This is a genomic window from Lentzea tibetensis (genome assembly GCF_007845675.1).
Classification (GTDB): domain Bacteria; phylum Actinomycetota; class Actinomycetes; order Mycobacteriales; family Pseudonocardiaceae; genus Lentzea; species Lentzea tibetensis.
Genome location: NZ_VOBR01000033.1, coordinates 28,529 through 48,330, shown reverse-complemented (window position 1 = coordinate 48,330; position 19,802 = coordinate 28,529). Strand labels below are relative to the sequence as shown.

Annotated in this window: 24 protein-coding genes; 8 read left to right on the top strand and 16 right to left on the bottom strand. The window is 67.3% G+C overall.

The window, feature by feature from the left end; genetic code table 11:
* Positions 1-45: 45 nt before the first annotated feature.
* From rpsQ to rpsL, 15 genes are all read right to left on the bottom strand, one after another.
* The gene (rpsQ, locus tag FKR81_RS36130) at positions 46-327 is read right to left on the bottom strand and encodes a 30S ribosomal protein S17 (RefSeq protein WP_146358720.1); all 282 of its coding nucleotides are present in this window, start codon (positions 325-327) and stop codon (positions 46-48) included.
* Complete coding sequence (gene rpmC / locus FKR81_RS36125; RefSeq protein ID WP_146358719.1) at positions 324-566, bottom strand: 50S ribosomal protein L29; 243 nt, start codon at positions 564-566, stop codon at positions 324-326. Before rpmC ends, rpsQ begins: the two co-directional genes overlap by 4 nt.
* The gene (gene rplP / locus FKR81_RS36120; protein ID WP_146358718.1) at positions 566-985 is read right to left on the bottom strand and encodes a 50S ribosomal protein L16; all 420 of its coding nucleotides are present in this window, start codon (positions 983-985) and stop codon (positions 566-568) included. Before rplP ends, rpmC begins: the two co-directional genes overlap by 1 nt.
* Positions 986-988: 3 nt before the next feature.
* Positions 989-1,813, bottom strand: a complete 825-nt coding sequence (gene rpsC / locus FKR81_RS36115) for a 30S ribosomal protein S3 (protein ID WP_146358717.1) — start codon at positions 1,811-1,813, stop codon at positions 989-991.
* Positions 1,813-2,211, bottom strand: coding sequence for a 50S ribosomal protein L22 (gene rplV, locus FKR81_RS36110; RefSeq protein WP_146358716.1), 399 nt, complete (start codon positions 2,209-2,211; stop codon positions 1,813-1,815). The genes rpsC and rplV overlap by 1 nt, the downstream gene beginning before the upstream one ends.
* A gap of 34 nt (positions 2,212-2,245) precedes the next feature.
* Complete coding sequence (gene rpsS, locus FKR81_RS36105; RefSeq protein ID WP_015105260.1) at positions 2,246-2,527, bottom strand: 30S ribosomal protein S19; 282 nt, start codon at positions 2,525-2,527, stop codon at positions 2,246-2,248.
* Positions 2,528-2,545: 18 nt separating this feature from the next.
* A complete protein-coding gene (rplB, locus tag FKR81_RS36100) occupies positions 2,546-3,379 on the bottom strand; it encodes a 50S ribosomal protein L2 (protein WP_146358715.1) in 834 nt (277 codons plus the stop codon).
* 22 nt (positions 3,380-3,401) lie between these two features.
* On the bottom strand, positions 3,402-3,701 hold the full coding sequence (gene rplW, locus FKR81_RS36095; protein ID WP_146358714.1) for a 50S ribosomal protein L23: 300 nt from the start codon (positions 3,699-3,701) through the stop codon (positions 3,402-3,404).
* Positions 3,698-4,384 (bottom strand): 50S ribosomal protein L4, encoded by a 687-nt coding sequence (gene rplD / locus FKR81_RS36090; protein WP_146358713.1) that lies wholly within the window; start codon positions 4,382-4,384, stop codon positions 3,698-3,700. Before rplD ends, rplW begins: the two co-directional genes overlap by 4 nt.
* On the bottom strand, positions 4,384-5,034 hold the full coding sequence (gene rplC / locus FKR81_RS36085; RefSeq protein ID WP_146358712.1) for a 50S ribosomal protein L3: 651 nt from the start codon (positions 5,032-5,034) through the stop codon (positions 4,384-4,386). Before rplC ends, rplD begins: the two co-directional genes overlap by 1 nt.
* Before the next feature lie 28 nt (positions 5,035-5,062).
* Positions 5,063-5,368: a 30S ribosomal protein S10 gene (rpsJ, locus tag FKR81_RS36080; RefSeq protein WP_003938093.1), complete on the bottom strand. Its 306-nt coding sequence runs from the start codon at positions 5,366-5,368 to the stop codon at positions 5,063-5,065.
* 363 nt (positions 5,369-5,731) lie between these two features.
* Complete coding sequence (gene tuf, locus FKR81_RS36075; RefSeq protein ID WP_146358711.1) at positions 5,732-6,925, bottom strand: elongation factor Tu; 1,194 nt, start codon at positions 6,923-6,925, stop codon at positions 5,732-5,734.
* A gap of 142 nt (positions 6,926-7,067) precedes the next feature.
* Entirely contained in the window at positions 7,068-9,170 is a 2,103-nt protein-coding gene (fusA, locus tag FKR81_RS36070) for an elongation factor G (RefSeq protein WP_146358710.1), read from the bottom strand.
* An 84-nt stretch (positions 9,171-9,254) separates the two neighbouring features.
* Positions 9,255-9,725: a 30S ribosomal protein S7 gene (gene rpsG, locus FKR81_RS36065; protein WP_053733153.1), complete on the bottom strand. Its 471-nt coding sequence runs from the start codon at positions 9,723-9,725 to the stop codon at positions 9,255-9,257.
* Positions 9,725-10,099, bottom strand: coding sequence for a 30S ribosomal protein S12 (gene rpsL / locus FKR81_RS36060; RefSeq protein WP_030473471.1), 375 nt, complete (start codon positions 10,097-10,099; stop codon positions 9,725-9,727). The genes rpsG and rpsL overlap by 1 nt, the downstream gene beginning before the upstream one ends.
* Before the next feature lie 317 nt (positions 10,100-10,416).
* Between rpsL and FKR81_RS36055 the strand changes: the two genes are divergently transcribed.
* The 8 genes from FKR81_RS36055 (at position 10,417) to FKR81_RS36020 (ending at position 15,044) form a co-directional block, all read left to right on the top strand.
* The gene (locus FKR81_RS36055) at positions 10,417-10,974 is read left to right on the top strand and encodes a YbaB/EbfC family nucleoid-associated protein (RefSeq protein ID WP_146358709.1); all 558 of its coding nucleotides are present in this window, start codon (positions 10,417-10,419) and stop codon (positions 10,972-10,974) included.
* Positions 10,975-10,989: 15 nt separating this feature from the next.
* Positions 10,990-11,334: a hypothetical protein gene (locus FKR81_RS36050; RefSeq protein ID WP_146358708.1), complete on the top strand. Its 345-nt coding sequence runs from the start codon at positions 10,990-10,992 to the stop codon at positions 11,332-11,334.
* Positions 11,327-12,397: a WXG100 family type VII secretion target gene (locus tag FKR81_RS36045; RefSeq protein ID WP_146358707.1), complete on the top strand. Its 1,071-nt coding sequence runs from the start codon at positions 11,327-11,329 to the stop codon at positions 12,395-12,397. Before FKR81_RS36050 ends, FKR81_RS36045 begins: the two co-directional genes overlap by 8 nt.
* Positions 12,398-12,415: 18 nt before the next feature.
* A complete protein-coding gene (locus tag FKR81_RS36040; protein WP_146358706.1) occupies positions 12,416-12,919 on the top strand; it encodes an LppU/SCO3897 family protein in 504 nt (167 codons plus the stop codon).
* Positions 12,916-13,740: a phosphotransferase family protein gene (locus FKR81_RS36035; protein WP_146358705.1), complete on the top strand. Its 825-nt coding sequence runs from the start codon at positions 12,916-12,918 to the stop codon at positions 13,738-13,740. The genes FKR81_RS36040 and FKR81_RS36035 overlap by 4 nt, the downstream gene beginning before the upstream one ends.
* A 38-nt stretch (positions 13,741-13,778) precedes the next feature.
* A complete protein-coding gene (locus FKR81_RS36030) occupies positions 13,779-14,066 on the top strand; it encodes a TFIIB-type zinc ribbon-containing protein (RefSeq protein ID WP_146358704.1) in 288 nt (95 codons plus the stop codon).
* Positions 14,067-14,157: 91 nt separating this feature from the next.
* On the top strand, positions 14,158-14,604 hold the full coding sequence (locus FKR81_RS36025) for a hypothetical protein (RefSeq protein ID WP_146358703.1): 447 nt from the start codon (positions 14,158-14,160) through the stop codon (positions 14,602-14,604).
* The gene (locus FKR81_RS36020; RefSeq protein ID WP_146358702.1) at positions 14,601-15,044 is read left to right on the top strand and encodes a hypothetical protein; all 444 of its coding nucleotides are present in this window, start codon (positions 14,601-14,603) and stop codon (positions 15,042-15,044) included. Before FKR81_RS36025 ends, FKR81_RS36020 begins: the two co-directional genes overlap by 4 nt.
* A gap of 847 nt (positions 15,045-15,891) precedes the next feature.
* Here FKR81_RS36020 and FKR81_RS36015 read toward each other — a convergent pair.
* Positions 15,892-19,788, bottom strand: coding sequence for a DNA-directed RNA polymerase subunit beta' (locus FKR81_RS36015; protein ID WP_146358701.1), 3,897 nt, complete (start codon positions 19,786-19,788; stop codon positions 15,892-15,894).
* Positions 19,789-19,802: the final 14 nt, after the last annotated feature.

The following is a 19,802-nucleotide window of genomic DNA, read 5'->3' as shown; positions in this document are numbered from 1 at the left end:
CGCCAGATTGCCGACCTGACGGGCTCGGTCTTGAAAAGACTGGGACTACTTGGCCTTCTCGAGGATCTCGACGAGCCGCCAGCGCTTGGTCGCCGACAGCGGTCGGGTCTCCATCAGCAGAACGCGGTCGCCGACACCAGCGGAGTTCTCCTCGTCGTGCACCTTCACCTTGGTGGTGGAGCGCATGACCTTGGAGTAACGCGGGTGCTTCTTGCGGTCCTCGAGCGCGACCACGATCGTCTTGTCCATCTTGTCGGACACGACGAGGCCCTCACGGACCTTGCGGTCGTTGCGCTTCTCGGTCTGAACTTCGTTGCTTTCGGTCATGCCGCACCCTCACCAGTGGATTCCGGCGAAACGGAGAGCCCGAGCTCCCGCTCCCGCATCACGGTGTAGATCCGGGCGATGTCATGCCGGACCGTGCGCAGCCGCCGGTTGTTGTCGAGCTGCCCGGTGGCCATCTGGAAACGAAGGTTGAAGAGCTCTTCCTTCGACTCCTTCAAGCGCAGCACGAGCTCTTCCTCGGTGAGCTCACGCAGCTCGGAAGCGGTGGTACCCGCTGCCATCAGAACTCACCACCCTCACGCGTAACGATGCGGCACTTCATCGGGAGCTTGTGGATCGCGCGGCGGAGCGCCTCGCGAGCGACCTGCTCGTTGGGGAACGTCATCTCGAACATGACGCGACCCGGCTTGACGTTGGCCACCCACCACTCCGGCGAACCCTTACCGGAACCCATGCGGGTCTCGGCGGGCTTCTTCGTGAGCGGACGGTCCGGGAAGATGTTGATCCAGACCTTGCCGCCACGGCGGATGTGGCGAGTGATGGCGATACGAGCGGACTCGATCTGCCTGTTGGTCACGTAGGCCGGCTCCAGTGCCTGGATGCCGAACTCGCCGAACGTAACCCTCGTGCCGCCCTTGGCAGCACCCGAACGCTTCGGGTGGTGCTGCTTGCGGTGCTTGACCCTGCGCGGGATGAGCATGACTCAGCTCTCCGTCTTCTCTGCAGCAGCCGGGGCCTCGCTGACCTGTGCGTCAGCGGCGGCACGGCCGGCCTCGGTGCTCGTCGCGGTGGTGCCGCTGGCACCAGAACGACGGGCCCGGTTCGGACGCTCGCCACGGTCGCGCCGCGGTGCACGCTCGGCCGCCGGGGCGGCGTCGCGCTCACGCTTGGCGGAGATGCCGCCGACCACGTCGCCCTTGTAGATCCACACCTTGACGCCGATACGGCCGAACGTCGTGCGGGCCTCGAAGAAGCCGTAGTCGATGTCCGCACGCAGCGTGTGCAGCGGCACGCGGCCGTCGCGGTAGTGCTCCGAGCGGGACATCTCGGCACCGCCGAGGCGGCCACCGCACTGCACGCGGATGCCCTTCACCTGCGGCGAACGCATGGCCGACTGAATGGCCTTGCGCATCGCGCGGCGGAAGGCAACGCGGTTGGACAGCTGCTCGGCAACGCCCTGCGCGACGAGCTGCGCGTCCGCCTCGGAGTTCTTGACCTCGAGGATGTTCAGCTGGACCTGCTTCTTGGTGAGCTTCTCCAGCTCACCGCGGATGCGGTCCGCCTCGGCACCGCGACGGCCGATGACGATGCCCGGCCGGGCGGTGTGGATGTCGACGCGCACCCGGTCACGGGTCCGCTCGATCTCCACCTTGGAAATGCCGGCACGCTCCATGCCCTTGCCGAGCAGCTTGCGGATCTTGACATCCTCAGCCACGTACTCGGCGTACTGCTTGTCGGCGTACCAGCGGGACTTCCAGTCGGTGGTGATCCCCAGCCGGAAGCCGTGCGGGTTGATCTTCTGGCCCACTACCGGGTTCCCTTCGCGCTGGTCTTCTTCGGACGAGACTCCACCTCAATGGTGATGTGGCTCGTCCGCTTGCGGATCCGGTACGCGCGGCCCTGGGCACGCGGGCGGAAACGCTTGAGGGTCGGACCCTCGTCCACGTAGGCCACCGCGACCCAGAGGGTCTCGGGGTCCAGGGACAGGTTGTTCTCGGCGTTGGCCATGGCGCTGGCGAGCACCTTCGCGACCGGCTCACTTGCTGCCTGCGGCGCGAACTGGAGCACGGCCAGGGCCTCGCGGGCGTTACGTCCCCTGATGAGCTCGACGACGCGGCGCACCTTCATGGGCGTGTCGCGGACGTAGCGAGCCCGAGCCACGGCGCGCGGAAACTCCTGCGCCTCAGCTTCGTTACGGGCGTTCATCGCTGCTTCCCCTTGCTCTTCCTAGTTCGGCGCCTTAGCGGCGGCGAGACTTCCGGTCGTCCTTGATGTGGCCCTTGAAGGTCCGGGTCGGGGCGAATTCGCCCAACTTGTGCCCGACCATCGCTTCGGTCACGAACACCGGGACGTGCTTGCGGCCGTCGTGCACCGCGATGGTGTGACCCAGCATGTCCGGGATGATCGTGGACCGGCGGGACCACGTCTTGATGACCGTCTTCTTGCCCGACTCGTTGAGAACGTCCACCTTCTTGAGCAGGTGGTCGTCCACGAAGGGGCCCTTTTTAAGGCTGCGAGGCATCCTTCACTCCCTCCCTGCTCAGCGCTTCTTACCGGTGCGACGACGCCGGACGATGAGCTTGTCGCTTGGCTTGCGGCGGCGGGTACGACCCTCGGGCTTACCAGCCGGGTTGACCGGGTGGCGACCACCGGAGGTCTTGCCCTCACCACCACCATGCGGGTGGTCGACGGGGTTCATGGCGACACCGCGGACGGTGGGCTTCTTGCCCTTCCACCGCATGCGGCCCGCCTTGCCCCAGTTGATGTTCTGGTGCTCGGCGTTGCCGACCTCGCCGACCGTGGCGCGGCAGCGCACGTCCACGTTGCGGATCTCGCCCGAGGGCATCCGCAGCTGGGCGTACGGGCCGTCCTTGGCGACGAGCTGCACGCTCGCACCGGCAGAACGGGCGATCTTCGCGCCGCCGCCGGGGCGGAGCTCGATCGCGTGGATCACGGTGCCGACCGGGATGTTGCGCAGCGGCAGGTTGTTACCCGGCTTGATGTCGGCCTTGGGGCCGTTCTCAACCGTGTCACCCTGACGGAGCTTCTCCGGTGCGACGATGTAGCGCTTCTCGCCGTCCGCGTAGTGCAGCAGCGCGATGCGCGCGGTCCGGTTGGGGTCGTACTCGATGTGAGCGACCTTGGCCGGCACGCCGTCCTTGTCGTTGCGACGGAAGTCGATCAAGCGGTAAGCCCGCTTGTGACCGCCACCCTTGTGCCGCGTGGTGATCTTGCCCGACGCGTTGCGGCCACCACGGCCGTGCAGCGGGACGATCAGCGACTTCTCCGGCGTCGACCGAGTGATCTCGGCGAAGTCGGAGACGCTCGCACCGCGACGACCGGGAGTCGTCGGCTTGTACTTGCGAATGCCCATCTCTACGCAGTCCTCGTCGTCATCAGGCGGCCGGGCCGCCGAAGATCTCGATCGACTTGCTGTCCGCAGACAGCGTGACGATCGCGCGCTTCGTGTCCTTGCGCTTGCCGAAACCGCTCTTGGTCCGCTTGCGCTTCCCCTGGCGGTTGAGGGTGTTCACGCTGACGACCTTGACGCCGAAGACCTTCTCGACAGCGATCTTGATCTGGGTCTTGTTCGCGCTCGGCGACACCATGAAGGTGTACTTGTTCTCCTCGAGCAGCCCGTAGGACTTCTCGGAGATCACCGGCGCGAGCAGGATGTCCCTGTGGTCGGGGATCACTTCGCAGCCTCCTCGTCCACCGCGGTCGCCGTGGCCTCAGCGGAGCCGGCGCCGTTCTGCGCCTTGCTCGCGAGGAACACGTCGAGCGAGTCCTTGGTGAACACCACGTCGTCGTTGACCAGCACGTCGTAGGTGTTGAGCTGGTCGGGGGCGATCACGTGCACGTGCGGAAGGTTCCGCACGCTGACCCACGCGACCTCGTCGGTGCGGTTGAGCACCACGAGAACGCGACGAGCCTGGGTGACCGACTCGAGCACCTTGCGCGCGGTCTTGGTCGACGGGGTGTCCCCGTCCACCAGGCCGGACACGACGTGCACCTGGTTGGCGCGCGCCCGGTCGGAGAGGGCACCGCGCAGGGCGGCGGCCTTCATCTTCTTGGGCGTCCGCTGGCTGTAGTCACGCGGCTGAGGGCCGTGGACGACGCCACCACCGGCGAACTGCGGCGCACGGGTCGAGCCCTGACGGGCGCGGCCGGTGCCCTTCTGGCGGTACGGCTTCTTGCCACCGCCGGACACCTCGCCGCGGGTCTTGGTCGAGTGCGTGCCCTGGCGAGCCGCGGCCAGCTGGGCCACGACGACCTGGTGCAGCAGCGCGACGTTCGCCTGCGCGTCGAAGACGGAGGCGGGCAGCTCGACGCTGCCGTCGGTGCCACCGTTCGGGGTGCGGATCTCAACAGTCGACATCAGGCACCGCCCTTCGCAGCAGTCTTGACGAACACCAGACCGCCCTTGGGACCGGGAACAGCGCCCTTGATGAGCAGCAGGCCGGCCTCGGCGTCGATCTTGTGCACCTTCAGGTTCTGGGTCGTGACACGCACGTGGCCCATGCGGCCCGCCATGCGCAGGCCCTTGAAGACCCGGCCCGGCGTGGCGCAGCCGCCGATGGAACCCGGCGAGCGGTGCTTGCGCTGGGTGCCGTGGCTCGCGCCGAGACCGTGGAAGCCGTGGCGCTTCATGACGCCCGCGGTGCCCTTGCCCTTGCTGGTGCCGGTGATGTCGACAACAGCGCCGGCCTCGAACACCTCAGCGGTGATCTCCTGGCCGACCGTGTACTCGCTCGCGTTCAGCGTGCGCAGCTCCACCAGGTGACGGCGAGGCGTGACGCCTGCCTTGGTGAAGTGACCGGCGACGGGCTTGTTGACCTTACGAGGGTCAATGGCGCCGTACGCCAGCTGCACGGCCGCGTAGCCGTCCTTCTCGGTGGTGCGAACCTGGGTGACGACGTTCGGCTCAGCCCTCACGACGGTGACCGGAACGATCCGGTTGTTCTCGTCGAAGACCTGAGTCATGCCGAGCTTGGTGCCCAGGATGCCCTTGATCTGCCTGTCAGACATAGGTCTCGTTACTCTCCGCGCCCAACGCTTACTGGATGTTGACGTCGACGCTGGCCGGCAGGTCGATGCGCATGAGCGCGTCAACCGTCTTCGGCGTCGGGTCGAGGATGTCGATCAGCCGCTTGTGCGTACGCATCTCGAAGTGCTCGCGCGAGTCCTTGTACTTGTGCGGCGAGCGGATGACGCAGTACACGTTTTTCTCGGTGGGCAGCGGCACAGGCCCGACAACCCGAGCGCCGGTGCGCGTCACGGTCTCAACGATCTTGCGCGCGGACGCGTCGATCGCCTCGTGGTCGTAGGCCTTGAGCCGGATGCGGATCTTTTGTCCCGCCATAGTGGCTTGCCGTTCCTCTGCTTCTCGTACCGCTGCGGTGCGGTGCCTGGATGAGACCTGCCGGTCTCTGGCGCGCTCCGCCCCTGTTTAAGTGTCACGGTGCCCGGTCCACGCGGTCGGGCGTGTCGCGCCCGATGCACATACCGGTCCCACTCAAGGTTTCCCCGGTGGGATGGGCCGTTCTAATTGCCCTTGCACCCTGATGCCCGCCCGCAAACGGGACGTTCACTAACAGGGCGCGGACCGCTCGTAGCGGGGCGGCCGAATCGGTGGTACTGAATCGGCCGCCCCGTCGAGCAACCCGTTAAGGATGCCACACGCGTGTGTGGCGCTCCAAATCGGGGTGGAAAAGTTAGAGCTAGATCACTTGATGATCTTGGTGACCGAGCCGGCGCCGACCGTGCGGCCACCCTCGCGGATCGCGAAGCGGAGGCCCTCGTCCATGGCGATCGGCTGGATCAGCTTGACGTCCATACCGGTGGTGTCACCCGGCATGACCATCTCGGTGCCCTCGGGCAGCGTCACAACGCCGGTCACGTCCGTCGTCCGGAAGTAGAACTGGGGACGGTAGTTGTTGAAGAACGGCGTGTGGCGGCCACCCTCGTCCTTGGACAGGATGTAGACCTGCGCCGTGAACTCGGTGTGCGGGGTCGTGGTGCCCGGCTTGACGATGACCATGCCGCGCTCCACCTCCTCGCGCTTGATGCCACGGAGCAGCAGGGCGGCGTTGTCGCCCGCGCGGCCCTCGTCGAGGAACTTCTTGAACATCTCGATCGAGGTGACCGTCGTCTTCTTCGAGGTCTCCTTGATGCCGACGATCTCGACCTCTTCGTTGACCTTGACGATGCCGCGCTCGATGCGACCGGTCACCACGGTGCCGCGGCCGGTGATCGTGAAGACGTCCTCGACGGGCATGAGGAAGGCCTTCTCGGTGTCGCGCTCCGGCTCCGGGATGGCCGAGTCAACGGCCGCCATGAGCTCGAGAACCGACTTGCCCCAGGTCTCGTCGCCCTCCAGCGCCTTCAGCGCGGAGACGCGGACGACGGGGAGGTCGTCGCCGGGGAACTCGTACTCGGAGAGCAGCTCGCGGACCTCGAGCTCGACGAGCTCCAGGATCTCCTCGTCGTCCACCATGTCGGCCTTGTTCAGGGCGACAACGATGTAGGGGACGCCGACCTGGCGGGCCAGGAGGACGTGCTCCTTCGTCTGCGGCATCGGACCGTCGGTCGCCGCGACCACCAGGATGGCGCCGTCCATCTGCGCCGCACCGGTGATCATGTTCTTGATGTAGTCGGCGTGACCGGGGCAGTCAACGTGCGCGTAGTGACGGTTCTCCGTCTGGTACTCGATGTGCGCGATCGAGATCGTGATGCCGCGCTGCTTCTCTTCCGGCGCCTTGTCGATCTGGTCGAACGCGAACGAAGCGTTCACATCGGGGTACGCGTCGTGCAGAACCTTGGAGATCGCCGCGGTCAGCGTGGTCTTGCCATGGTCGATGTGACCGATGGTGCCGATGTTGACGTGCGGCTTCGTCCGCTCGAACTTCGCCTTCGCCACTGGATTGTCCTCCTGGACTTCTTTTTGCTGGTCCGGCGGGCGAGTGGTCACCCGCCGGACTACACGTCAGGGTCGGAAAGTGCGGACCCCAGGGAGAACCCCCGGAGAGCCCGCGGTGGAACTGCGGTGCTCCGGTGTGGGGTTACTCCCCAGTCGCCTTCGCGATGATCTCCTTCGCGACGTTCGCGGGAACCTCGGCGTAGGAGTCGAACACCATCGAGTAGTTGGCGCGACCCTGGGTCTTCGACCGCAGGTCACCCACGTACCCGAACATTTCCGACAGCGGGACCAGCGCCTTGACGACACGGGTACCGCTGCGCTCCTCCATGGCCTGGATCTGGCCACGGCGGGAGTTCAGGTCGCCGATCACTTCACCCATGTAGTCCTCGGGCGTCGTGACCTCGACGGCCATGATCGGCTCGAGGATCGCCGGGGAAGCCAGACGAGCAGCTTCCTTCAGCGCCATGGAACCGGCGATCTTGAACGCCATCTCCGACGAGTCGACCTCGTGGTAGGCGCCATCGAGCAGCGTGACCTTGACACCGACGAGCGGGTAGCCCGCCAGCACGCCGTACTGCATCGCGTCCTGGGCACCGGCGTCGACCGACGGGATGTACTCCCTCGGGATGCGACCACCGGTGACGCCGTTGACGAACTCGTAGAGAGCGCCGTCCTCGGTCTTCGGCAGCGGCTCGACGGTGACGAGCACCTTCGCGAACTGGCCGGAGCCACCGGTCTGCTTCTTGTGGGTGTAGGAGTACTTCTCCACCGCCTTGCGGATGGTCTCCCGGTACGCCACCTGAGGCTTGCCGATGTTGGCCTCGACCTTGAACTCGCGGCGCATGCGGTCCACCAGGATGTCCAGGTGGAGCTCGCCCATGCCGGCGATGATCGTCTGGCCGGTCTCCTCGTCGAGGTTGACCCGGAACGTCGGGTCCTCCTCGGCGAGCTTCTGGATCGCGGTGCCCAGCTTCTCCTGGTCCGCCTTCGTCTTGGGCTCGATGGCCACCTGGATGACGGGCTCGGGGAAGGTCATCGACTCGAGCACGATCGGGTGCTGCGGGTCGCACAAGGTCTCACCGGTCGTGGTGTCCTTGAGACCGATCACGGCGTAGATGTGGCCCGCGATGGCCTCGGTGACCGGGTTCTCCTTGTTGGCGTGCATCTGGAAGATCTTCCCGATGCGCTCCTTGCGGTCCTTCGTCGCGTTGATGACCTGGGTGCCCGAGTCGATGCGACCCGAGTAGACCCGGATGTAGGTCAGCTTGCCGAAGAACGGGTGCGACGCGATCTTGAAGGCGAGCGCGGAGAACGGCTCGTCCATCTTGGGCGCGCGGAAGGCCGGCGTCTCGCCGTCCTGCAGCGTGCCCTCGACCGGCGGCAGGTCGAGCGGCGCCGGCAGGTAGTCGATGACCGCGTCGAGCATGGGCTGGACGCCCTTGTTCTTGAACGCGGAGCCGCACAGGATCGGGTACGCGGTGCCCTCGGCGACGATCTTGCGCAGACCGGCCTTGATCTCGGCGACGGTCAGGTCGCCTTCCTCGAGGAACTTCTCCATGAGGGTGTCGTCGGTCTCGGCGACAGCCTCGAGGAGCGCCTCGCGGTACTCGGCGGCCTTGTCGGCGAGGTCGGCCGGGATCTCCTCGACCGTGTAGTCCTCACCCTTCTGGACCTCGCCGCGCCACGTGAGAGCACGCATCTCGACCAGGTCGACGCAACCGATGAAGTCGCTCTCCGAGCCGATCGGGATCTGGATCGGGAGCGGCTTCGCGCCGAGGCGCTCGGAGATCGTCCGCACGGTGAAGTAGAAGTCCGCGCCGAGCTTGTCCATCTTGTTGACGAAGCAGATGCGCGGGACGTCGTACTTGGTCGCCTGCCGCCAGACCTGCTCGGACTGGGGCTCGACGCCCTCCTTGCCGTCGAAAACGGCGACGGCGCCGTCGAGGACGCGCAGGTTGCGCTCGACCTCGACGGTGAAGTCGACGTGGCCGGGCGTGTCGATGATGTTGATCTGGTGGTTCTTCCAGAAGCAGGTCGTCGCGGCCGACGTGATCGTGATGCCGCGCTCCTGCTCCTGCTCCATCCAGTCCATCACGGCAGCGCCGTCGTGGACCTCGCCGATCTTGTAGCTGATCCCCGTGTAGAAGAGGATCCGCTCAGTCGTCGTGGTCTTGCCCGCGTCGATGTGGGCCATGATCCCGATGTTGCGGACCTTGGCAAGATCAGTGAGCACGTCCTGTGCCACGGGTCTTTCCCCTGTCTTGAGCTAGCTGGTGGCTGGCTCACTAGGGCTGGGAGAGCCCGGCCTGTGTCCAGGCCGGGCGTCAGATCACCAGCGGTAGTGGGCGAAGGCCTTGTTCGACTCGGCCATCTTGTGCGTGTCCTCGCGACGCTTGACGCTCGCGCCGAGGCCGTTGCTCGCGTCGAGCAGCTCGTTCATCAGACGCTCGACCATGGTCTTCTCACGGCGCTGCCGGGAGAAGGTGATCAGCCAGCGCAGCGCCAGCGTGGTGGCACGGCCGGGCTTCACCTCGATCGGCACCTGGTAGGTCGCACCACCGACGCGGCGGCTCTTGACCTCGAGCGACGGCTTCACGTTGTCCAGCGCGCGCTTCAGCGTGACGACCGGGTCGGTGCCGGTCTTCTCGCGAGCACCCTCGAGGGCTTCGTAAACGATCTTCTCCGCCACGGAGCGCTTACCGTCGACCAGCACCTTGTTGATGAGCTGGGTCACGAGCGGCGAGCTGTAGACCGGGTCGGAGATAAGCGGCCGCTTCGGGGCCGGTCCCTTGCGGGGCATCAGCTCTTCTCCTTCTTCGCGCCGTAGCGGCTGCGAGCCTGCTTGCGGTTCTTGACGCCCTGGGTGTCGAGAGAGCCGCGGATGATCTTGTAGCGAACACCCGGCAGGTCCTTCACACGACCGCCGCGCACGAGCACCATCGAGTGCTCCTGGAGGTTGTGGCCCTCACCGGGGATGTAGGCCGTGACCTCGATGCCGCTGGTCAGCTTCACGCGAGCGACCTTGCGCAGTGCGGAGTTCGGCTTCTTGGGCGTGGTGGTGTAGACGCGGGTGCAGACACCGCGCCGCTGCGGGGACCCCTTGAGGGCCGCCGTCTTCTGCTTGGCCACCTTGTCCTGGCGGCCCTTTCGGACCAGCTGCTGGATCGTTGGCATTCGCCGGCTGCTTCTTCCGTCTGGCGACCCGCCTGGTGGCGGGCCTGTGTTTCCTGATCCCTCTCTGCACCCGAGGTCGGGCGTGTCGCCCGTTCCCAAGGTCCGCAAGAAACACCTTCATGTCCCTGCGAGTGGAGGACACCGCTGTCTCGTGAACACCTGATGCGGGCGCACGGGCACGCGGAGCGGCCCGACATGGGTCGGGCACGAGTAGCAAAGATACCCGTCCACGTCTACCTGGGTCAAAACGGGGGTACCACACCGCCGGATGCAGTACACAGGTGCGGCCAGACCAAGATCGACCAAAGGTGCACCTGTTGTCCGACCCACGCGTGGAAGCCGTCGAGGAGGCCGGTCGCAAGGCCGAACAGCGCCTCGCCGGTTATCAGAACATGAAAGAAGAGATGGCGCAGCTGCGAGCGGCGGCCTCGTCGCCCGACAGAGCTGTGACGGTCGTCGCGGGGCCCGGCGGGTCGATCCTGAACGTCGAGTTCCGCCCCGAGGCGATGCGACTTTCGCCACAGGCGCTCGGCCGCTCGGTGATGACGACGCTGCAGCTGGCCGTCGCGCAGTCGGCCCGGCAGTCCGCGGAGATCGTGCAGCGGTTCACCGGCGACCAGATCGACATCGCCGCGCGGGTCAACAAGGTCCAGGAAGAGATCTTCGGCCCGGCGCCCGAGTTGCCGCCTCCCCCGCCGCCGCAGGCGAACGGCTCGTTCCTCCAGCAGGCCCGGTCCCAGCACCCGCAGCACCCGCCTCAGGCGCCGCCGCGGATGCAGCCGCCACCTCCGCCGCCCGCACCGCGTCCGCAGCGGCCGGGTCCGCCGCCGAGGGTGGATGACGACGACGAGGGCTTCGGCTCGATCCTGCGCTGACTGGGGAGAACTGCGATGACTTTCGGTGTGAACGCACAAGAGATCATGACGTGCGGCAAGGAGGTGAGCGGGCTCGCGGACCAGGCCGAGAAGATCAAGGCCGCCGCCGAGTCCGCCATCGTGCCCGAGCAGTCCTGGGGGCTGCTGGGCCAGGCGCTCACGTACTCCGACTACGTGGAGCTGACCACCGCCTTCATGGACCACATGGACAAGATGATCGAGAAGATGGGCGAGGTCGGCGACAAGCTCTCGCTCAGCGGTGAGCACTACCTGAACGTCGACGACGCGATGAAGACCGCGCTCGACCAGATCGGCGACCGGCTGAGCTCGGCCGCGGCGCCGCCGAGGGTGAGTGGCTGACGTGGCGGACGAGGACGAGAAGAAGGTCAACAACGCCGACGAGGCGCGGGACGACAACTACTGGACCAGCGAGGACGGCGGCGACGGCTTCCTCAAGGGCGAGGGCGTCGTCGGCACTCTCAAGGAGAGCGGTCTCTACGAGGACGGCGCGAAGGCGTGGAAGGCGCTCGGCAACCTCACCAGCGGCAACCCGGCCGACGTGCAGGAGGCCGTCGGCGACATCCAGGGCTTCGTGTCGGAGCTGCCGATCGCGGGCATGATCACCGACCCGCTGCACACCCTGCTCACGTTCGGGCTCGGGTTCCTCATCGACCTGATCAAGCCGCTGGACGACGCGCTGAAGCTCGTCACCGGCGACGAGGAGCAGCTGGGCAACGCGGCCGAGAAGTTCGAGCAGGTCGCGAAGGACCTCAAGGGCATGGGCGAGCAGTTCGCCGGCACGGTGGAGACCGGTCTCCAGTCGTGGCACGGCGAGGCGTCCGGTGCCAGCAGGGAGCGGTTGAGCGAGTTCGCCGAGGGCATCGTCGAGACCGGCGGCGAGGCGGAGAGCATCGTCGCGCTGCTCAACGGCAGCAAGGCGCTCATGAAGGCCGCCTACGACCTCGTGATGGGCCTCATCGCGTCGCTGATCGAGTGGCTGATCATCACCTGGCTGGCCGCGCAGGCGGCGGCGATCCCGACGTGCGGTGCCTCCGAGGTCGCGGCCGCGGGCGCGACGACCGTCGAGGTCGGCGTCGCCACGTCGCGGGTCGCCACCGTCGTCCAGAAGGTGACCGGCATCCTGCAGAAGATCAGCAAGGTGTTCAAGGTCCTCAGCGGGCGGCTGGCCGGTCCGAAGTGGTGGCGCACCACCGCCGGGAAGTTCGCCGGCAAGGACGCCATGGCCGCGTGGAACAAGACGCCCGGCTGGGGTCCGGCGGCGAAGCAGTTCGGCAAGGACGCGCTCAGCAACGCGGGCACGAGCCTGGCCGACAGCGCGAAGAGCGGCGGCAAGGACGTCATCGGCATGATGACCGACGACCCGCCGGACGCGTCCGAAGTCGACCGCAAGCTGTCCATCTGAGCGAGAGGTCCCGTGTCCGTGAGCGAACAGGTGCCCGAGCCTGCTAAGACCATCCGCATGGTGAGGATCGGCGGCGTCGCGGCGGTAGCGGTCTTGGGCATGGCGCTGGCCGGGTGCACCAGCACACCGGGCAACATCGGCGAGTGCGGCAAGTACACCGACATGGCGCGCAACCGGAGCGAGATCGCGCTGGTGGACTGCTCGTCCCCGGACGCGATGTACAAGCTCGTCGACACGGTGAGCGGCCGCAGCCCGGCGTGCCCGCGCGGCGACTACGTGGAGGACACGTCCATCCGCAACCGCAAGACGGAACGCCGGACGCGGAAGTGCTTCGTGCTCAACGTCAAGGAAGGCGAGTGCCTGAACGCGGTCGGCGAGTCGTACGTGCGCGCGCAGTGCGGCGGCACGTCCAGGCGGGTCAGCAAGGTCGTGAACGGGCAGTTCGACGCCAAGCTGTGCGGCGCGGGCGATGACACGCGGGAGTACTCGCGGCCCGCGCTGACGATCTGCATCAGCAGATGAGCGACCTCGTCGCCGCGATGGCCGCGCTGACCGGTTCGGACGCCGAGCCGGAGGTGCTGGGCACCCACGACGACGTGGTGGTCGTGCGGGTCGGCGACGTGGTGGCCAAGGCGCACGCGCTCGGCACGGACGCGGGCCCGCTGACCGAGCGCATGCGCATCGCCGGTTCGTTGCCCGGCGTGATGCTGCCGCCGATCGCACCCTCGCCGGTGCGCGTCGGCGACCGGCTGGTGACGGTGTGGCCGCACGGCACGCCGGTGAGCCAGGCCGACCCCGACGCGGCGCCGTGGGAGGAGAGCGCGGCGCTGCTGGCGAGGCTGCACGCGACGCCGTGCGACGGCCCGGTGTCGACGGCCCCGGACCGCATCCTGCGTGCGGTGCACGAGCTGCCACCCGACGCGCCGGGCGCGGACGTGGTGCTGCGCGCGTTCGCCACGCTGCCCCCGCTCGACCTGCCCGGTCGCGCGCTGATCCACGGCGACTACCACCTGGGCCAGCTGGTGCACCGGGGCGAGTGGCTGCTCATCGACGTCGACGACCTGGGCGTCGGCGCGCCCGCGTGGGACCTGGCGCGGCCCGCGGCGCTGTTCGCGGCGGGCATCCTGCCGGGTGATCTGTGGACGCGGTTCCTGGACGCGTACCTCTCAGCGGGCGGAACCGGCCTGCCGGGGGAACCATGGGCGGTCCTGGACGTCCCAGCTCGTGCGTTCGTCGTCCAGATGGCCGCACGGGCGATCGTCATGCGGACGGAAGCGCAAGATGCCCTGGTCGAGGCGTGTGACCGGATCGTCTCGACGCACGAACACATGGCACACGGCTAATATCGTTTTTGTCCGGTCCCTTTCAGGAGGCTCACACGATGCAGTGTCCTAAGTGTCATGCGAACATGCGCACGTTCGACCGCATGGGCGTTCACATCGAGCAGTGCGACGGCTGCCGCGGGGTCTTCCTCGACTACGGCGAGCTGGAGTCCATCACCCGCCTCGAGGCCCAGATGCAGGCCCCGCCGCCCGCGCCGGCGCCGCCGCCCGCTGCCCACTACCCGGCCCAGCCCGCGTGGGGCGCCGCACCGCCGCCCGTGGTCTACGGCGGCCACTACGGCCACCGCAAGCACCGCGGTCTCGGCGGACTGTTCTTCTCCTCGTGACGGTTGGCCCCGGATCCCTGCTCCGGGGCACCTCACGTTGACTACTACCGAAAAACAGGGTGATAATCGGTAGTCAGCGGGAGGAGGAGTCATGTCCGTTGCAACCGAGGCCGCGCAGATCCGTGATCTGTTCTCCGCGATCGAGGAGATCGAGGAAGTAGCTTCGTCGATGGCCGCAGACGACGAACGCCGCCAGAAGCTGGTCGGCGTCGTGAAGCGCACCCTCAGCCAAGCCCCACCGGTGCGCCCAGTCGTGGCGAGCGAGTTGCTAGACCTGACCGAGAAGACCGTGAAAGCGTGGGCGCGCGAGGGCGTGCTCCAGATCCACAGCCAAGAACCCCGAATGCTCCTCGACACCGTGCGCCTCCACGAGGTGCTTCACCTGGTGTCAGACCTGCGCCGCGCGGGCAAGAACCGCGGCCTGCTGGACGAGGTCCACCGCCGCCTGAGCGACCAGTCCCTGCTGGACCGCCCAGACCTGGCCACCTCGCTAGACGAAATGCGCAGCGGCAAAGGACGCGTGGTCCGCTCAGCTTGATCCAAGTCGTAGAAACCCACACCGCCAGCTCCCAGGCCGCAGGCCTCCGCGGCCGCGCCCGCGTCTCCTACGAGCGCTTCCTGGACGAGCTGGCCCACTCCGGCTGCGCCGCACTCGGCTACCGCGTGACCGGCCCGGAACCCCTACCCCGCCTCTGCGTGAAGCACCTGCGCGGCCCTGACCGCGTGGTGGTCGCCTTCCCCTCCCCCGACGTCGTCTGGGTCCTTCTCGTCGGCCCCCACGACGACGACCCCGGCCGCAACCTCTACGACGTGCTCTACGAGATGGCCGGTGTGCGCCCGAAGCTCTCTGAGAAGCGCACCAAGCCCCCGTGCTGCTCCGATCTCGGCGCCCCACCACTGGCCGATGCCGACCTGGTCGACGACCTCGTCGCCCGCGCCCGCGCACTGGCCCGCGCCCGCCGCCGCTACCCGGACTGACGGCCCCGCCGCCGCTTCTCGGACACCGCACCGCCACCGCTCTAAGCCTCGCACCGCAGGGGGTGCTGCTCCCAGGTGGAAACCACCGCGCCCCGCACACCCACGCCAGCCCGCCGGGCTGCGCGTGGTTGGCCGCAGGTGCTCGCCGACGCCTAGTTGGCCGAGGTGTGCTCGCTGAGGCATGGCTGGCCGAGGTGTGCTCGCCGAGGCCGAGGCGCGGGCTCATTCAGGCCGGAGCGTCGAGTCGAGCGCATGGGCGCAGCAGCCGGGCTGGCCGCCTGACGTGGGCTCGCCGAGCCACACTGCGCGACTCGAACCTGGGCTGGCCGCGCTCACGCAGGCGTCCCCCGCACGTGAGAACCCCCCGATTCCATGCTCCCAGCCCGCACCGACAATTCCGCGCCCGCAGAAGCGAAGGCGTGCACATCGAAACCGGCAGACGCCAAGAGAGCACGAACCAACCGGCACGAACCAAAGAGCCCGACGAAACCGGCACGAACCAAGAGAGCACAGCGAAAACCGGCAGATACCAAAAGATAAAGAGCGCCCGCCGCACTCCCAACCCACGCACTGCCAACCGGGCGCGGCCCCCGAGCCCAAACCGGCAGCCAAATGATCCCAAGCATCCGAAGGGCCGGGGGTGGGGAGGTCCTCGCTGATCAGGCGCAGCCTTGCCCGATTTCTGAGTCCCCGTCAAGGCACGCTTTTCGCCTTGACGGGGACTCAGAAATCGGGCGACCGTGAGGTGATCAGCGAGGACCTCCCCACCCCACCACGAAAACCCCAAGCACAAACGAAACGGCCCCCGGAGCGGGAGGCTCCGGGGGCCGTTTCAACTACCCAACAATCAACGGTAGTCGCGACCGAAGTCGTAGTCGTCCAGCGGGACGGCAGCACCAGTGCCGGTGCCGAAGACGTCGGGCGTGTAGTACCCGTCGTCGTACGAGGGGATGGCGTACGCCGCGGCGCGCGCTTCCTCGGTCGGCTGGACCTGGATGTTGCGGTACCGGTTGATGCCCGTACCAGCCGGGATCAACTTACCGATGATCACGTTCTCCTTCAGGCCGATCAGCTTGTCGGACCGGCCGTTGATGGCGGCGTCGGTCAGGACACGCGTGGTCTCCTGGAAGGAGGCGGCGGACAGCCACGAGTCGGTGGCCAGCGACGCCTTCGTGATACCCATCAGCACCGGACGGCCGGCCGCGGGCTCGCCGCCCTCGGCGACGACGGCGCGGTTGCCCGACTCGAAGTCCGACCGCTCGACGAGGGAGCCGGGGAGGAACTCCGTGGCGCCCGAGTCGATGATCGTGACCCGGCGGAGCATCTGCCGGACGATGACCTCGATGTGCTTGTCGTGGATGGCCACACCCTGGGCGCGGTACACCTTCTGGACTTCCTGCACGAGGTGCAGCTGCGCCTCGCGCGGGCCCATGACACGCAGGACCTCGTGCGGGTCAGGAGTACCTTCCAGCAGCTGCTGGCCGACGGACACGTGGTCGCCGTCCTGCAGCGGGCCGGTGGTGGTGTTGGCGAGTCGCTGACGCTTCGACAGCTTCTCGAACACGATCTCCTCGGAACCGTCGTCCGGGATGAGCGTGATCTTCCAGAAGCGGTCGCCGTCCTCGATGCGCACCCGGCCGTCGACGTCCGCGATGGGCGCCTTGCCCTTCGGCACACGAGCCTCGAAGAGCTCCTGGACACGGGGCAGACCGGTCGTGATGTCGTCACCGGCCACACCACCCTGGTGGAACGTGCGCATCGTCAGCTGCGTACCGGGCTCACCGATCGACTGGGCGGCGACGATGCCGACGGCCTCGCCGACGTCGACCAGCTGGCCGGTCGCCATCGAACGGCCGTAGCACGACGCACACACACCGACGGCGGACTCGCAGGTCAGCACCGAGCGGACCTTGACGCGGATGACGCCGGCCTCGACGAGGCGCTCCAGGGCGGGGTCGCCCAGGTCGTCGCCGCGGTTGAGGACCAGGTTGCCCTGCGCGTCCAGGATGTCGTCCGCCACGGTCCGGGCGTAGACCGAGGTCTGCGCGAACTCGTGCAGGCCGACCTTGTCGCCGTACTGCTCGCCGACCGTCATGTTCACGCCGCGCGTGGTGCCGCAGTCGACCTCGCGGATGATGACGTCCTGCGAGACGTCCACCAGACGACGGGTCAGGTAACCCGAGTCGGCGGTACGAAGCGCGGTGTCGGCCAGACCCTTGCGGGCACCGTGGGTCGCGATGAAGTACTCCAGCACCGACAGGCCCTCGCGGAACGAGTGCTTGATCGGCCGCGGGATGTACTCACCCTTCGGGTTGGTCACCAGACCACGCATACCCGCGAGGGAGCGGACCTGGGTCATGTTGCCAGCCGCGCCGGACTTCACGATCATGCGGATCGGGTTGTCCTCGGGGAAGTTGGCCTCCATGACCTCGGCGACCTCTTCGGTGGCCTTGGTCCACACCTTGACCAGCTCGTTGTTGCGCTCCGTGTTGGAGAGCTGACCGCGCTGGTAGCGCTTCTCAACGGCGTCCGCGAGCTTCTCGTGCTCCTCGAGGATGCCCTGCTTGGCCTCCGGGACGAGCACGTCCGAGATCGCGACGGTCACGCCGGAACGGGTGGCCCAGTAGAAACCGGCGTCCTTCAGCTTGTCCAGCGTCCGGGCGACGGTGACCATCGGGTACCGCTCGGCGAGGTCGTTGATGATCACGGCCTGCCGCTTCTTGGGCATGACCTCGTTGATGAAGGCGTAGTCCTGCGGAAGGATCTCGTTGAACAGCACGCGACCCAGGGTCGTGTGCGCGAGCCACGCCTGACCGGGCTCCCAGCCCTCGGGCTCTTCACCCTTCGGCGGGTTCTTGTCCGTGACGCGGATCTTGACCATCGACTGCAGGCCCAGGACCTTGCGGTCGAACGCCATGAGCGCCTCGGCCGGCGAGGAGTAGGCCTGGCCTTCGCCGAGGTCGTTCTCCTTGTGCCGAGTGAGGTGGTACAGACCCGTCACCATGTCCAGACGCGGCATGGCCAGCGGCTTGCCGGACGCCGGGGACAGGATGTTGTTCGAGGACAGCATCAGCACACGAGCCTCGGCCTGCGCCTCGGCGGACAGCGGCAGGTGGACTGCCATCTGGTCACCGTCGAAGTCGGCGTTGAACGCCTCACAGACGAGCGGGTGCAGCTGGATGGCCTTGCCCTCGACCAGCTGCGGCTCGAACGCCTGGATGCCCAGACGGTGCAGCGTGGGTGCGCGGTTCAGCAGCACGGGGTGCTCGGTGATGACCTCTTCCAGCACGTCCCACACGGCCGGGCGCGCACGCTCGACCATCCGCTTGGCGGACTTGATGTTCTGCGCGTGGTTGAGGTCGACCAGCCGCTTCATCACGAACGGCTTGAAGAGCTCCAGCGCCATCTGCTTGGGCAGACCGCACTGGTGCAGCTTGAGCTGCGGGCCGACCACGATGACCGAACGGCCGGAGTAGTCGACGCGCTTGCCGAGCAGGTTCTGGCGGAACCGGCCCTGCTTGCCCTTCAGCAGGTCGGACAGCGACTTCAACGGCCGGTTACCCGGACCCGTCACCGGGCGACCGCGGCGGCCGTTGTCGAACAGCGCGTCGACGGCCTCCTGCAGCATCCGCTTCTCGTTGTTGACGATGATCTCGGGCGCGCCGAGGTCGATCAGTCGCTTGAGGCGGTTGTTGCGGTTGATCACGCGGCGGTACAGGTCGTTCAGGTCGGAGGTCGCGAAGCGGCCACCGTCCAGCTGCACCATCGGACGCAGGTCCGGCGGGATGACCGGAACGCAGTCGAGCACCATGCCCTGCGGGTTGTTGCGGGTCGCCTGGAAGGCGGCAACGACCTTGAGGCGCTTGAGCGCGCGCAGCTTCTTCTGGCCCTTACCGCTGCGGATCGTCTCGCGCAGGATGTCGGCCTCGGCGTCGACGTCGTAGTCACCCAGGAGCTTCTGGATGGCCTCGGCGCCCATGGCGCCCTCGAAGTAGTCGCCGTAGCGGTCGTACAGCTCGCGGTAGAGCAGCTCATCGGCGATGAGCTGGCCCTTCTCGAGCTTGGTGAGGGTGCTCCAGATCTCGTCGAGCCGGTCCAGCTCACGCTGGGCGCGGTCGCGGAGCTGGCGCATCTCGCGCTCGCCGCCCTCCTTCACCTTGCGGCGGACGTCGGACTTGGCGCCCTCCGCCTCCAGCTCGGCGAGGTCGGCCTCGAGCTTCTGCGCACGGGCCTCGACGTCGGCGTCGCGCTTGTTCTCGACGCGCTTGCGCTCGACCTGCATCTCGCTGTCCAGCGTGGGCAGGTCGTTGTGACGCAGCTCGGTGTTGACGCCCACGATGACGTAGGCAGCGAAGTAAATGATCTTCTCGAGGTCCTTGGGGGCCAGGTCGAGCAGGTAGCCCAACCGGCTGGGAACACCCTTGAAGTACCAGATGTGCGTGACCGGCGCGGCGAGCTCGATGTGGCCCATCCGCTCGCGGCGCACCTTCGCACGCGTCACCTCGACGCCGCAGCGCTCACAGATGATGCCCTTGAAGCGCACGCGCTTGTACTTGCCGCAGTAGCACTCCCAGTCCCTGGTGGGACCGAAGATCTTCTCGCAGAACAAGCCGTCCTTCTCAGGCTTGAGCGTGCGGTAGTTGATGGTCTCGGGCTTCTTGACCTCGCCGAAGGACCACTGACGGATGTCATCCGCGGTCGCGAGACCGATGCGGAGCTCATCGAAGAAGTTGACGTCGAGCACGTCTACTCTCTTCC

Coding starts and splice junctions, on each gene's coding strand:
- rpsQ (WP_146358720.1), bottom strand. CDS start 327: ATGACCGAAAGCAACGAAGTTCAGACCGAGAAGCGCAACGACCGCAAG.
- rpmC (WP_146358719.1), bottom strand. CDS start 566: ATGGCAGCGGGTACCACCGCTTCCGAGCTGCGTGAGCTCACCGAGGAA.
- rplP (WP_146358718.1), bottom strand. CDS start 985: ATGCTCATCCCGCGCAGGGTCAAGCACCGCAAGCAGCACCACCCGAAG.
- rplV (WP_146358716.1), bottom strand. CDS start 2,211: ATGAACGCCCGTAACGAAGCTGAGGCGCAGGAGTTTCCGCGCGCCGTG.
- rpsS (WP_015105260.1), bottom strand. CDS start 2,527: ATGCCTCGCAGCCTTAAAAAGGGCCCCTTCGTGGACGACCACCTGCTC.
- rplB (WP_146358715.1), bottom strand. CDS start 3,379: ATGGGCATTCGCAAGTACAAGCCGACGACTCCCGGTCGTCGCGGTGCG.
- rplD (WP_146358713.1), bottom strand. CDS start 4,384: ATGTCGACTGTTGAGATCCGCACCCCGAACGGTGGCACCGACGGCAGC.
- rplC (WP_146358712.1), bottom strand. CDS start 5,034: ATGTCTGACAGGCAGATCAAGGGCATCCTGGGCACCAAGCTCGGCATG.
- rpsJ (WP_003938093.1), bottom strand. CDS start 5,368: ATGGCGGGACAAAAGATCCGCATCCGGCTCAAGGCCTACGACCACGAG.
- rpsG (WP_053733153.1), bottom strand. CDS start 9,725: ATGCCCCGCAAGGGACCGGCCCCGAAGCGGCCGCTTATCTCCGACCCG.
- rpsL (WP_030473471.1), bottom strand. CDS start 10,099: ATGCCAACGATCCAGCAGCTGGTCCGAAAGGGCCGCCAGGACAAGGTG.
- FKR81_RS36050 (WP_146358708.1), top strand. CDS start 10,990: ATGACTTTCGGTGTGAACGCACAAGAGATCATGACGTGCGGCAAGGAG.
- FKR81_RS36035 (WP_146358705.1), top strand. CDS start 12,916: ATGAGCGACCTCGTCGCCGCGATGGCCGCGCTGACCGGTTCGGACGCC.
- FKR81_RS36030 (WP_146358704.1), top strand. CDS start 13,779: ATGCAGTGTCCTAAGTGTCATGCGAACATGCGCACGTTCGACCGCATG.
- FKR81_RS36025 (WP_146358703.1), top strand. CDS start 14,158: ATGTCCGTTGCAACCGAGGCCGCGCAGATCCGTGATCTGTTCTCCGCG.